At 58.5% G+C, this 10235-nt stretch carries 21 protein-coding genes; all 21 read left to right on the top strand.

The window, feature by feature from the left end; translation table 11 throughout:
- Window positions 1-352: 352 nt before the first annotated feature.
- A complete protein-coding gene (gene rpsJ / locus PMI09_RS00255; RefSeq protein WP_003547547.1) occupies window positions 353-661 on the top strand; it encodes a 30S ribosomal protein S10 in 309 nt (102 codons plus the stop codon).
- Between the two features lie 34 nt (window positions 662-695).
- The gene (gene rplC / locus PMI09_RS00250) at window positions 696-1337 is read left to right on the top strand and encodes a 50S ribosomal protein L3 (RefSeq protein ID WP_007787744.1); all 642 of its coding nucleotides are present in this window, start codon (window positions 696-698) and stop codon (window positions 1335-1337) included.
- 13 nt (window positions 1338-1350) lie between these two features.
- Window positions 1351-1971, top strand: a complete 621-nt coding sequence (gene rplD / locus PMI09_RS00245) for a 50S ribosomal protein L4 (protein ID WP_007787743.1) — start codon at window positions 1351-1353, stop codon at window positions 1969-1971.
- Entirely contained in the window at window positions 1968-2261 is a 294-nt protein-coding gene (locus PMI09_RS00240; RefSeq protein ID WP_007787742.1) for a 50S ribosomal protein L23, read from the top strand. The genes rplD and PMI09_RS00240 overlap by 4 nt, the downstream gene beginning before the upstream one ends.
- A gap of 11 nt (window positions 2262-2272) precedes the next feature.
- Window positions 2273-3109: a 50S ribosomal protein L2 gene (rplB, locus tag PMI09_RS00235; RefSeq protein ID WP_007787741.1), complete on the top strand. Its 837-nt coding sequence runs from the start codon at window positions 2273-2275 to the stop codon at window positions 3107-3109.
- Between the two features lie 15 nt (window positions 3110-3124).
- Window positions 3125-3403 carry a 30S ribosomal protein S19 gene (gene rpsS / locus PMI09_RS00230; protein ID WP_007531666.1) on the top strand — a complete coding sequence of 93 codons (279 nt, stop codon included), beginning with the start codon at window positions 3125-3127 and terminating at the stop codon, window positions 3401-3403.
- Between the two features lie 2 nt (window positions 3404-3405).
- On the top strand, window positions 3406-3795 hold the full coding sequence (rplV, locus tag PMI09_RS00225) for a 50S ribosomal protein L22 (protein WP_007787740.1): 390 nt from the start codon (window positions 3406-3408) through the stop codon (window positions 3793-3795).
- A complete protein-coding gene (gene rpsC, locus PMI09_RS00220) occupies window positions 3795-4514 on the top strand; it encodes a 30S ribosomal protein S3 (RefSeq protein ID WP_007531669.1) in 720 nt (239 codons plus the stop codon). Before rplV ends, rpsC begins: the two co-directional genes overlap by 1 nt.
- A gap of 36 nt (window positions 4515-4550) precedes the next feature.
- The gene (gene rplP / locus PMI09_RS00215) at window positions 4551-4964 is read left to right on the top strand and encodes a 50S ribosomal protein L16 (protein ID WP_003573792.1); all 414 of its coding nucleotides are present in this window, start codon (window positions 4551-4553) and stop codon (window positions 4962-4964) included.
- A gap of 12 nt (window positions 4965-4976) precedes the next feature.
- A complete protein-coding gene (gene rpmC / locus PMI09_RS00210; protein ID WP_007531673.1) occupies window positions 4977-5177 on the top strand; it encodes a 50S ribosomal protein L29 in 201 nt (66 codons plus the stop codon).
- Between the two features lie 11 nt (window positions 5178-5188).
- Window positions 5189-5428, top strand: a complete 240-nt coding sequence (gene rpsQ / locus PMI09_RS00205) for a 30S ribosomal protein S17 (protein WP_007787739.1) — start codon at window positions 5189-5191, stop codon at window positions 5426-5428.
- Between the two features lie 260 nt (window positions 5429-5688).
- A complete protein-coding gene (rplN, locus tag PMI09_RS00200) occupies window positions 5689-6057 on the top strand; it encodes a 50S ribosomal protein L14 (protein ID WP_007787738.1) in 369 nt (122 codons plus the stop codon).
- A 12-nt stretch (window positions 6058-6069) separates the two neighbouring features.
- Window positions 6070-6372, top strand: a complete 303-nt coding sequence (gene rplX, locus PMI09_RS00195; RefSeq protein ID WP_007787737.1) for a 50S ribosomal protein L24 — start codon at window positions 6070-6072, stop codon at window positions 6370-6372.
- Window positions 6372-6929, top strand: a complete 558-nt coding sequence (gene rplE, locus PMI09_RS00190; protein WP_007787736.1) for a 50S ribosomal protein L5 — start codon at window positions 6372-6374, stop codon at window positions 6927-6929. Before rplX ends, rplE begins: the two co-directional genes overlap by 1 nt.
- 32 nt (window positions 6930-6961) lie before the next feature.
- Window positions 6962-7267 (top strand): 30S ribosomal protein S14, encoded by a 306-nt coding sequence (gene rpsN / locus PMI09_RS00185; protein ID WP_003573787.1) that lies wholly within the window; start codon window positions 6962-6964, stop codon window positions 7265-7267.
- Window positions 7268-7279: 12 nt separating this feature from the next.
- Window positions 7280-7678, top strand: a complete 399-nt coding sequence (rpsH, locus tag PMI09_RS00180; RefSeq protein ID WP_004674934.1) for a 30S ribosomal protein S8 — start codon at window positions 7280-7282, stop codon at window positions 7676-7678.
- Window positions 7679-7720: 42 nt separating this feature from the next.
- Complete coding sequence (gene rplF, locus PMI09_RS00175) at window positions 7721-8254, top strand: 50S ribosomal protein L6 (RefSeq protein ID WP_007787735.1); 534 nt, start codon at window positions 7721-7723, stop codon at window positions 8252-8254.
- 12 nt (window positions 8255-8266) lie between these two features.
- Window positions 8267-8629 carry a 50S ribosomal protein L18 gene (gene rplR / locus PMI09_RS00170; RefSeq protein WP_007787734.1) on the top strand — a complete coding sequence of 121 codons (363 nt, stop codon included), beginning with the start codon at window positions 8267-8269 and terminating at the stop codon, window positions 8627-8629.
- Window positions 8630-8760: 131 nt separating this feature from the next.
- Window positions 8761-9330 carry a 30S ribosomal protein S5 gene (gene rpsE / locus PMI09_RS00165; protein ID WP_007531680.1) on the top strand — a complete coding sequence of 190 codons (570 nt, stop codon included), beginning with the start codon at window positions 8761-8763 and terminating at the stop codon, window positions 9328-9330.
- A gap of 14 nt (window positions 9331-9344) precedes the next feature.
- The gene (gene rpmD / locus PMI09_RS00160; RefSeq protein ID WP_007531681.1) at window positions 9345-9554 is read left to right on the top strand and encodes a 50S ribosomal protein L30; all 210 of its coding nucleotides are present in this window, start codon (window positions 9345-9347) and stop codon (window positions 9552-9554) included.
- 15 nt (window positions 9555-9569) lie between these two features.
- A complete protein-coding gene (rplO, locus tag PMI09_RS00155; protein ID WP_007787733.1) occupies window positions 9570-10043 on the top strand; it encodes a 50S ribosomal protein L15 in 474 nt (157 codons plus the stop codon).
- The last annotated feature ends 192 nt before the right edge of the window (window positions 10044-10235 follow it).

Below are 10235 nucleotides of genomic sequence, written 5' to 3'. Positions count from 1 at the left end.
GTACCGTCGGCGCAGGCATCGTTGCCTCCATCGTCGAGTAATCGAGAGCCGGCCACTTCGCCTGAGGCGGCCGATTCGATGACATTATTATGATGCAAGCGGCTCTAGCCGCTTGCTTATTACAGCGAAATGTTGCAAATGGCGCGCGAGCGCGATTTGCGCCCTGCTTCGCTCGTCGAAGCGGGTGACTACAGCAAACAATAAGGTGGGCTGGAAGGCCTGAAGACTGGATAGGGACACCGTAACCCGGCGCCTCTCTCGATCTTTGAAACCGGTGGTCCGCCTTAGGAATAAAAACAGCCCGTGCCTATCCGAAAGGCGCACGGGATAACAAACACAAGGATAACGTCGAATGAACGGCCAAAATATCCGCATTCGCCTGAAGGCGTTCGATCACCGCATTCTCGACGCTTCGACGCGCGAGATCGTGTCGACGGCGAAGCGCACCGGAGCTAGCGTCCGGGGCCCCGTTCCGCTTCCGACTCGCATCGAGAAGTTTACGGTCAACCGGTCCCCACACATCGACAAGAAGAGCCGCGAGCAGTTCGAGATGCGCACGCATAAGCGCCTTCTCGACATCGTTGACCCGACACCGCAGACGGTAGACGCGCTGATGAAGCTCGATCTCGCCGCTGGTGTCGATGTTGAGATCAAGCTCTGAGCCTAGCTCGAGCTGAGTTGGAAGGATTGAACCGATGCGTTCAGGTGTGATTGCACAGAAGGTCGGCATGACCCGCGTCTATAACGACGCCGGCGAACATGTTCCGGTAACAGTACTGCGTATGGAAGGCTGCCAGGTTGTAGCCCAGCGCACAGTGGAAAAGAACGGCTACGCCGCAGTTCAGCTCGGTGCTGGCACGGCGAAGGTCAAGAATACGTCGAAGGCGATGCGCGGTAACTTCGCTGTTGCCAACGTCGAGCCGAAGGCCAAGCTGGCGGAATTCCGCGTCACGGAAGACAACCTCCTCGAGGTTGGCACCGAGCTCAAGGCTGGTCACTTCGCAGCTGGTCAGCTCGTCGATGTGACGGGTACGACGATCGGTAAGGGCTTTGCGGGCGCCATGAAGCGTCACGGTTTCGGCGGTCTTCGCGCCACGCACGGTGTGTCTGTTTCGCACCGCTCGCATGGTTCGACGGGTTCACGCCAGGATCCGGGCAAGGTTTTCAAGAACAAGAAGATGGCTGGTCACATGGGCCAGACGCGCGTTACGACTCAGAACCTTGAAGTGGTTTCGACCGATGAAGATCGCGGTCTGATCCTGATCAAGGGTGCAGTACCCGGTTCCAAGGGTGCCTGGATCATTGTGCGCGACGCCGTCAAGTCGGCCGCGAAGTAAGGGAGCCAGACCAATGGAATTCAACGTCAAGACCCTCGAGGGAAAAGACGCAGGGAAGGTTTCTCTTTCTGACGCGATTTTCGGCCTTGAGCCCCGCGAAGACATTCTTGCCCGCGTGATCCGCTGGCAGCTTGCCAAGAAGCAGCAGGGCACGCACCAGGCAAAGGGCCGCGCGGACGTTTCGCGCACCGGCGCCAAGATGTACAAGCAGAAGGGTACGGGCCGCGCTCGTCACCATTCTGCTCGCGCTCCGCAGTTCCGCGGCGGTGGTAAGGCCCACGGCCCGGTCGCTCGCAGCCACGAACACGATCTTCCCAAGAAGGTTCGTGCTCTCGGTTTGCGGCACGCCCTCTCGGCCAAGCTGAAGTCCGATGATGTCATCATCATCGACAACCTGGTTGCTGCAGAAGCAAAGACCAAGGCACTGGCTTCCGTTTTCGAGACGCTCGGCCTGACCAACGCTCTCTTCATCGGTGGCGCTGAACTTGATGGCAACTTCAAGCTCGCAGCCAAGAACATCCCGAATATCGATGTTCTGCCGATCCAGGGCATCAACGTTTATGACATCGTGCGCCGCGGCAAGCTCGTGCTTTCCAAGGCTGCCGTTGAAGCTCTAGAGGAGCGTTTCAAGTGACCGATCTTCGCCACTATGATGTGATCGTCTCGCCGGCGATCACCGAAAAGTCCACTCTGGTATCGGAAAACAACCAGGTTGTTTTCAACGTCGCCAAGACGGCGTCGAAGCCGGAAATCAAGGCTGCAGTCGAGGCGCTCTTCGGCGTCAAGGTCACGGCCGTCAACACTCTGCTCCGCAAGGGCAAGACCAGGCGTTTTCGCGGTATTGCCGGCAAGCAGAAGGACGTGAAGAAGGCAATCGTGACTTTGGCTGAAGGCCAGACGATCGACGTCTCCACCGGTCTCTGAGGAATAAAAAAATGGCATTGAAAACATTCAATCCGACGACCCCGAGCCAGCGTCAGCTGGTCATCGTTGATCGCTCCTCGCTCTACAAGGGCAAGCCGGTCAAGGCGCTGACGGAAGGTCTGACCAAGAGCGGCGGTCGTAACAACCTCGGCCGCATCACCGCCCGCTTCATCGGCGGTGGTCACAAGCGCACTTATCGTCTGGTCGACTTCAAGCGTCGCAAGTTTGACGTCGAGGGCACCGTCGAGCGTATCGAATACGATCCGAACCGTACCGCGTTCATCGCGCTGGTGACCTACGCTGACGGCGAAAAGGCCTACATCATCGCTCCGCAGCGCCTTGCTGCCGGCGACAAGGTCATCGCTTCGGAGAAGGCTGTCGACGTGAAGCCCGGCAACACCATGCCGCTGCAGTTCATCCCGGTCGGCTCCATCATCCACAACGTGGAAATGAAGCCTGGCAAGGGTGGTCAGATCGCTCGCTCTGCTGGTTCCTATGCACAGCTCGTCGGCCGCGACCAGGGCATGGCGATCCTTCGCCTGAACTCTGGCGAGCAGCGCCTCGTGCACGGCACTTGCCTTGCTTCGATCGGTGCGGTTTCGAACCCTGATCACGCCAACATCAACGACGGCAAGGCCGGTCGTACGGTTTGGCGCGGCAAGCGTCCGCATAACCGCGGTGTTGTCATGAACCCGGTCGACCACCCGCACGGCGGTGGTGAGGGCCGTACCTCTGGTGGTCGTCACCCGGTTACTCCGTGGGGTAAGCCGACCAAGGGCAAGCGCACCCGGTCGAACAAGTCGACTGACAAGATGATCATGCGCTCGCGTCATCAGCGTAAGAAGTAAGAGAGGAAGTCTCCAATGGCTCGTTCAGTATGGAAAGGTCCGTTCGTTGACGGCTATCTTCTCAAGAAGGCTGAGAAGGTTCGTGAAGGCGGACGTGCAGAAGTAATCAAGATCTGGAGCCGTCGCTCCACGATCCTGCCGCAGTTCGTCGGTCTCACCTTCGGCGTCTACAACGGCAGCAAGCATGTTCCGGTCAGTGTCAATGAAGACATGGTCGGTCACAAATTCGGTGAATTCTCTCCGACCCGGACCTACTACGGTCACGGTGCGGACAAGAAGGCAAAGAGGAAGTAATCATGGGCAAGGCAAAAGCCGAACGCCGGCTGAAGGACAACGAGGCGCAAGCAGTCGCCCGTACGCTCCGCGTCAGCCCACAGAAGCTCAACCTCGTTGCTGCGGCTATCCGCGGCAAGAAGGTCGATCGTGCACTCGCTGAGCTGGAATTCTCCCGCAAGCGCATCGCAGGCGCCGTCAAGAAGACGCTCGAATCTGCGATCGCAAACGCCGAGAACAACCACGATCTCGACGTTGACACGCTGGTTGTCGCAGAAGCCTACGTAGGCAAGTCGATCGTCATGAAGCGTTTCCACGCTCGTGGCCGTGGCCGTGCATCTCGTGTCGAGAAGCCGTTCGCGCACCTCACGATCGTTGTCCGCGAAGTGCAGGCACAAGAGGAGGCCGCATAATGGGTCAGAAAATTAATCCAATCGGTTTCCGTCTTGGCATCAACCGTACCTGGGATAGCCGCTGGTTTGCGGACAATGCCGAGTACGGCCAGCTGCTGCACGAAGACCTGAAGATGCGCAAGTTCGTGATGAGCGAACTGAAGCAGGCCGGTATCGCCAAGGTGGTCATCGAGCGTCCGCACAAGAAGTGCCGCGTCACGATCCACTCGGCTCGTCCGGGACTGATCATCGGCAAAAAGGGCGCAGACATCGACAAGCTCCGCAAGAAGCTGTCGGAGATGACGAATTCCGAAACGCACCTCAACATCGTTGAAGTTCGCAAGCCGGAAGTCGACGCTACGCTCGTCGCACAGTCGATCGCTCAGCAGCTCGAGCGTCGTGTTGCTTTCCGTCGCGCCATGAAGCGTGCCGTTCAGTCTGCGATGCGTCTTGGCGCCGAAGGCATCAAGATCACCTGCGCGGGCCGTCTCGGCGGTGCTGAAATCGCTCGTACGGAGTGGTACCGCGAAGGTCGCGTTCCGCTGCACACGCTGCGCGCTGACATCGACTACGGTACGGCTGAAGCGGAAACCGCTTTTGGCATCTGCGGCATCAAGGTTTGGATCTTCAAGGGCGAAATCCTTGAGCACGATCCGATGGCCTCCGAGCGCCGCGCACTCGAGGGTGACGCTCAGGGTCCGGCAAGCCGTGATCGCGATCGTCGCCGCGACAACGCTTAATAGCGTTGGTGGCAGATAAGTTCGGAGAATAAGAAAATGTTGCAGCCAAAGCGTACCAAGTACCGCAAGCAATTTAAGGGCCGCATCAAGGGCGTCGCCAAGGGTGGTTCAGACCTGGCCTTCGGCGAATTCGGCCTTAAGGCTCAAGAGCCGAACCGCGTGAATGCGCGCGAGATCGAAGCGGCCCGCCGCGCGATCACGCGTTACATGAAGCGCGCCGGCCGTGTATGGATCCGCGTGTTCCCGGATGTTCCGGTAACCGCAAAGCCGACCGAAGTCCGTATGGGTAAGGGTAAGGGCTCTGTTGAATATTGGGCATGCAAGGTCAAGCCAGGCCGTATGATGTTCGAAATCGACGGTGTCAGCGAAGAAATTGCTCGCGAAGCGCTTCGCCTCGGCTCTGCCAAGCTCTCGGTCAAGACGCGCTTCGTTCAGCGCATTGCAGAGTAAGGAGCAAGGCAGATGAAAGCCGAAGAAGTACGCGGCCTCACGGCCGACCAGCTCAAGGACAAGCTCGCCGACCTGAAGAAGGAGCAGTTCAACCTGCGCTTCCAGAAGGCAACCGGTCAGCTGGAAAAGTCCTCGCGCATCAACGAAGTTCGCAAGGACATCGCCCGCGTGAAAACCATTGCCCGCCAAAAGGCGGCAGAAGCAAAGGCGTAAAGGAAAAGATCATGCCGAAGCGCATTCTGCAGGGCGTTGTCGTTGGCGACAAGAACGAGAAGACTGTCGTAGTTCGCGTTGAGCGTCGTTTCGCTCACCCGCTGCTCCAGAAGACCGTTCGTCGTTCCAAGAAGTACAAGGCTCACGACGAAAACAACCAGTACAAGATCGGCGATACCGTATCCATCGAGGAATGCGCGCCGATCTCGAAGGATAAGCGCTGGACGGTCGTTTCCGCCCAGGCCAAGTAAGATTTTTGCGCGAGGCCTTGCGTCTCGCGGAAATATCTGTATGAAGCAGCGTCAGAACGCTCGTCCGTCGGGCGTTCTTTTGCTTTGAGCGCACGGAAGGTCCCGTTGGGAAACCACCCTGGCACGATCGATCCCGCGCTATTCAAGCTATGCCGTGTTTTCGCCTGCTCTCGTAGCAAGCGGCCGGCTGACAATTTTCATAAGCCGGGGAAGGGGGCTCGTAGCCCAACCATTCCGGTAAACCAAGAAGGCGACCTGATATGATTCAGATGCAAACAAACCTCGACGTGGCGGATAATTCCGGCGCACGTCGTGTCATGTGCATCAAGGTGCTGGGCGGCTCGAAGCGCAAGTATGCCGGGATCGGCGACGTTATCGTCGTTTCGATCAAGGAGGCGATCCCGCGTGGCCGCGTGAAGAAGGGTGACGTGATGAAGGCGGTGGTCGTTCGTACCGCCAAGGAAATCCGTCGCGTTGATGGCAGCATCATCCGCTTCGACACGAATGCAGCAGTCCTCATCGACAACAAGAAAGAGCCGATCGGCACCCGTATCTTCGGACCGGTTCCGCGCGAACTTCGCGCCAAGAACCACATGAAGATCATCTCGCTGGCTCCCGAAGTACTGTAAGGAGCGCGAACGATGCAAAAGATTCGTAAGGGCGACAAGGTCGTCATGCTCGCAGGCAAGGACAAGGGCCGTACCGGCGAAGTCCTTCAGGTTCTGCCCAAGGAAGATCGCGCCGTTGTTCGTGGCGTCAACGTCGTAAAGCGCCACCAGCGCCAGACGCAGACCCAGGAAGCCGGCATCATCACCAAGGAAGCCTCGGTTCACTTGTCCAACGTTGCAATCATCGACAAGGACGGCAAGCCGACCCGCGTTGGTTTCAAGGTTGTTGACGGCAAGAAGGTCCGTGTGGCCAAGCGTTCCGGTGAGGTGATCTGATGGCTGAGGCAAAGTACGAGCCGCGGCTCAAGAAGGAATACGTCGAGCGCATTCGTGCGGCTATGCAGGAGAAGTTCTCCTACGCCAACGAGATGATGATCCCGAAGCTCGACAAGATCGTAATCAACATGGGTGTTGGCGAAGCGACGGCTGATTCGAAGAAGCCAACTGTTGCTGCAGCTGACCTGGCCGCTATCGCTGGTCAGAAGCCGGTCATCACCCGTGCACGCAACTCCATCGCTGGCTTTAAGGTCCGCGAGCAGATGCCGATCGGCGCAAAGGTCACCCTGCGCGGCGCTCGCATGTACGAGTTCCTGGACCGTCTCGTGAACATCGCGCTTCCGCGCGTTCGCGACTTCCGCGGCCTGAACCCGAAAAGCTTTGACGGCCGTGGCAACTTCGCCATGGGCATCAAGGAGCACATTGTGTTCCCTGAGATCAACTACGACAAGGTTGATCAGATGTGGGGCATGGACATCATCGTTTGCACGACGGCAACGAAGGACGACGAAGCACGGGCTCTGCTGACAGAGTTCAACTTCCCGTTCCGTCAGTAACCGTAACGACGAGCGTAGAAAAGGAACCGCACATGGCGAAGACAAGCGCAGTTGAAAAGAACAAGCGCCGCCGTACTACGGTCGCCAACCAGGCTGCCAAGCGCGCAGCTCTAAAGGCGATCATCATGAACCAGGCTCTTCCAATCGAAGAGCGGTTCAAGGCCTCGATCAAGCTGGCATCCCTGCCGCGCGATGGATCCAAGACCCGCATTCGCAACCGTTGCGAAGTATCGGGCCGTCCGCGCGCATACTACCGCAAACTGCGCATGTCGCGTATCGCGCTGCGTGAACTCGGCAATCTCGGCAAGGTGCCGGGTATCGTCAAGTCGAGCTGGTAAGGAGCAGGTTAGATGACAATGACTGATCCGTTGGGCGATATGCTCACTCGCATCCGCAACGGCGCTTCTCGCCGCAAGTCGTCGGTCTCGACGCCTGCTTCGAAGCTCCGTGCACGCGTTCTCGATGTTCTGCAGTCCGAAGGCTACATCCGTGGCTATTCCGTTGTCGATTTCGGCAACGGCAAGTCGGAGCTCAACATCGAACTCAAGTACTATGAAGGCGCATCGGTGATCCGTGAGATTGGCCGTGTGTCCAAGCCGGGCCGCCGGGTTTATGTCTCGGTCAAGTCCATTCCGCAGGTCGCGAACGGCCTCGGCATCACCATCCTTTCGACCCCGAAGGGCGTGATGGCCGATCACCAGGCTCGCGAACAGAACGTTGGTGGCGAGGTTCTTTGCTCGGTCTTCTAAGACTGGGCAAGGATCTCCATGGCGAACAGACAGGATTGAAACATGTCTCGTATCGGTAAGAAGCCCGTTCAGGTACCTGCTGGGATCACGGCTACGGTCGATGGCCAGAAGGTTACCGCTAAGGGCCCGAAGGGCGAGCTGTTCTTCGTCGCAAACGACGAAGTCGGCGTGAAGCTCGAAAACAATGCGGTTGTCGTAACGCCGCTCACCCAGACGAAGGATGCTCGTGCAAAGTGGGGCATGTCCCGCACGATGATCGAGAACATCTTCAAGGGCGTTAAGGATGGCTACGAGCGCAAGCTCGAAATCAACGGCGTTGGTTACCGCGCGTCTCTGCAGGGAAAGAACCTGCAGCTGGCGCTCGGCTTCAGCCATGACGTTGTTTATGAGCCGCCGCAGGGCATCTCGATCGCTGTGCCGAAGCCGACGGAAATCGTCGTTTCCGGCATCAACAAGCAGCAGGTCGGCCAGGTTGCCGCTGAAATCCGCGAATACCGCGGTCCTGAGCCTTATAAGGGCAAGGGCGTCAAGTATGCCGAAGAGCGGATCGTCCGCAAAGAAGGCAAGAAGAAGTAAGGATCACGCGAAATGGCTAGCAGGAAAGAAGCACTTGCACGTCGTGCCAACCGCGTGCGTCGTCACCTCAAGTCGGTGGCCAATGGCCGTCCGCGCCTGTCGGTTCATCGCTCGTCGAAGAACATCTATGCTCAGATCATTGACGATGTCGCCGGTAAGACGCTCGCGTCTGCCTCGACCCTCGACAAGGATCTGCGCGGTTCTCTGAAGACCGGTGCTGACACGGCAGCAGCTGCCCTCGTAGGCAAGCTCGTTGCTGAGCGCGCCTCGAAGGCCGGCGTCAAGGACGTCGTATTCGACCGCGGCGCCTTCATCTACCACGGCCGCATCAGGGCCCTGGCAGAAGCAGCCCGCGAAGGCGGTCTGTCCTTCTAATAAAGTTTCCGGCCGGCAGCCTAAAGGCACCGGCCGGATATCACCGGACCGCAGGCGTCCCGAAAGGGGAGGCCGATGCGGTCCTCGTTTTGTTTGCCGATTGCACCCGGAAAAGAAAAAGGAAGAGGACAATGGCACAGGAAAGAAGGCCGCAGCGGGAAGACCGCCAGGCCCGCGAAGAGCGCGATAGCGAATTCGTCGACAAGCTGGTCGCGATCAACCGCGTTGCTAAGGTTGTTAAGGGTGGCCGCCGTTTCGGTTTCGCCGCTCTCGTCGTCGTTGGTGACCAGAAGGGCCGCGTTGGCTTCGGTCACGGCAAGGCACGCGAAGTGCCGGAAGCAATCCGCAAGGCGACTGAAGCTGCCAAGCGCGAACTGATCTTCGTACCGCTGCGTGACGGCCGTACGCTGCATCATGACGTTCATGGCCGCCATGGCGCCGGCAAGGTTCTGCTTCGTTCGGCCAAGGTCGGTACCGGTATCATTGCCGGCGGTCCGATGCGCGCCGTTTTCGAAACGCTCGGCGTTCACGACGTTGTCGCCAAGTCGACCGGTTCCTCGAACCCATACAACATGGTTCGCGCTACCTTCGACGCTCTAAAGCACCAGGTTCACCCGAAGGACATCGCAGCTCAGCGCGGCATCAAGTATGCAACGCTCCAGGCTCGCCGTGCCGCTTCTGGCAATGCCTCTGAAGAATAAGAGGAGTCTGACAGATGGCTAAGGCTACCAAGAAGACTGAAGCGAAGACGGTTACTGTCGAACAGATCGGCAGCCCGATTCGTCGTCCGGACGTCCAGCAACGCACGCTGATCGGCCTCGGACTCAACAAGATGCACCGTCGCCGCACGCTGGAAGATACCCCTTCCGTTCGTGGCATGATCCGTGCTGTCCAGCATCTCGTTCGCGTCGTCGACGAGAAGTAAGCCGGGAGATTCGCTATGAAACTCAATGAAATCAAAGACAACGAAGGTTCGACCCACAGCCGCAAGCGCCTCGGCCGCGGTATTGGTTCGGGCTCGGGTAAGACCGGTGGTCGCGGTGTGAAGGGTCAGAAGTCCCGTTCCGGCGTCGCCATCAACGGTTTTGAAGGCGGTCAGATGCCAATCTACCGTCGCCTGCCGAAGCGCGGCTTCAACAACATCTTCAAGGCCGACTTCGTCGTCGTGTCGCTTGAGCGTGTTCAGGCTGCCATCGATGCCGGCAAGCTCGACGCCAAGGCAACTGTCGACGCAGCAGCTCTCAAGGCTGCCGGCGTGATCCGTCGCGTCAAGGACGGTGTTCGCGTTCTCGCCGACGGCGAGCTGAAGGCAAAGGTCAAGTTCGAAGTTGCTGGCGCTTCCAAGCCGGCAATCGAAAAGATCGAAAAGGCTGGCGGTTCCGTCACGCTTCTTTCTGCCGCAGCTGCAGAATAATTAATCTTATGATAAGTCGCCCGGGGTGCTTCACACCGGGCGATTTTGCTCCCATATGTGAGCCTCACAAAAACCGGCTGGACGCACGTGCGTCATAAACGGTAGGAACGAACACAAGGGTGAGGCATAGGTTGCGTCCGCAATCCGTCCGAAGCCCGCTTTTGAATAATTCAGAATGCTGATTCCGGGTCC

This window comes from Rhizobium sp. CF122 (assembly GCF_000282035.1).
Taxonomy (GTDB): domain Bacteria; phylum Pseudomonadota; class Alphaproteobacteria; order Rhizobiales; family Rhizobiaceae; genus Rhizobium.
The sequence above is the reverse complement of the archived record's forward strand: the minus strand, read 5'-3'. Positions and strand labels throughout refer to the sequence as shown.

Excerpts from the sequence above, each read along its gene's own strand:
- rpsJ (WP_003547547.1), top strand. The coding sequence starts at position 353 with ATGAACGGCCAAAATATCCGCATTCGCCTGAAGGCGTTCGATCACCGC.
- rplO (WP_007787733.1), top strand. The coding sequence starts at position 9,570 with ATGAAACTCAATGAAATCAAAGACAACGAAGGTTCGACCCACAGCCGC.
- rpmC (WP_007531673.1), top strand. The coding sequence starts at position 4,977 with ATGAAAGCCGAAGAAGTACGCGGCCTCACGGCCGACCAGCTCAAGGAC.
- rplR (WP_007787734.1), top strand. The coding sequence starts at position 8,267 with ATGGCTAGCAGGAAAGAAGCACTTGCACGTCGTGCCAACCGCGTGCGT.
- rpsC (WP_007531669.1), top strand. The coding sequence starts at position 3,795 with ATGGGTCAGAAAATTAATCCAATCGGTTTCCGTCTTGGCATCAACCGT.
- rpsS (WP_007531666.1), top strand. The coding sequence starts at position 3,125 with ATGGCTCGTTCAGTATGGAAAGGTCCGTTCGTTGACGGCTATCTTCTC.
- rplC (WP_007787744.1), top strand. The coding sequence starts at position 696 with ATGCGTTCAGGTGTGATTGCACAGAAGGTCGGCATGACCCGCGTCTAT.
- rpsH (WP_004674934.1), top strand. The coding sequence starts at position 7,280 with ATGACAATGACTGATCCGTTGGGCGATATGCTCACTCGCATCCGCAAC.
- rplB (WP_007787741.1), top strand. The coding sequence starts at position 2,273 with ATGGCATTGAAAACATTCAATCCGACGACCCCGAGCCAGCGTCAGCTG.
- rplV (WP_007787740.1), top strand. The coding sequence starts at position 3,406 with ATGGGCAAGGCAAAAGCCGAACGCCGGCTGAAGGACAACGAGGCGCAA.
- rplD (WP_007787743.1), top strand. The coding sequence starts at position 1,351 with ATGGAATTCAACGTCAAGACCCTCGAGGGAAAAGACGCAGGGAAGGTT.
- rpsN (WP_003573787.1), top strand. The coding sequence starts at position 6,962 with ATGGCGAAGACAAGCGCAGTTGAAAAGAACAAGCGCCGCCGTACTACG.
- rpmD (WP_007531681.1), top strand. The coding sequence starts at position 9,345 with ATGGCTAAGGCTACCAAGAAGACTGAAGCGAAGACGGTTACTGTCGAA.
- rpsE (WP_007531680.1), top strand. The coding sequence starts at position 8,761 with ATGGCACAGGAAAGAAGGCCGCAGCGGGAAGACCGCCAGGCCCGCGAA.
- rplP (WP_003573792.1), top strand. The coding sequence starts at position 4,551 with ATGTTGCAGCCAAAGCGTACCAAGTACCGCAAGCAATTTAAGGGCCGC.
- rplN (WP_007787738.1), top strand. The coding sequence starts at position 5,689 with ATGATTCAGATGCAAACAAACCTCGACGTGGCGGATAATTCCGGCGCA.
- rplE (WP_007787736.1), top strand. The coding sequence starts at position 6,372 with ATGGCTGAGGCAAAGTACGAGCCGCGGCTCAAGAAGGAATACGTCGAG.
- rplX (WP_007787737.1), top strand. The coding sequence starts at position 6,070 with ATGCAAAAGATTCGTAAGGGCGACAAGGTCGTCATGCTCGCAGGCAAG.
- rpsQ (WP_007787739.1), top strand. The coding sequence starts at position 5,189 with ATGCCGAAGCGCATTCTGCAGGGCGTTGTCGTTGGCGACAAGAACGAG.
- rplF (WP_007787735.1), top strand. The coding sequence starts at position 7,721 with ATGTCTCGTATCGGTAAGAAGCCCGTTCAGGTACCTGCTGGGATCACG.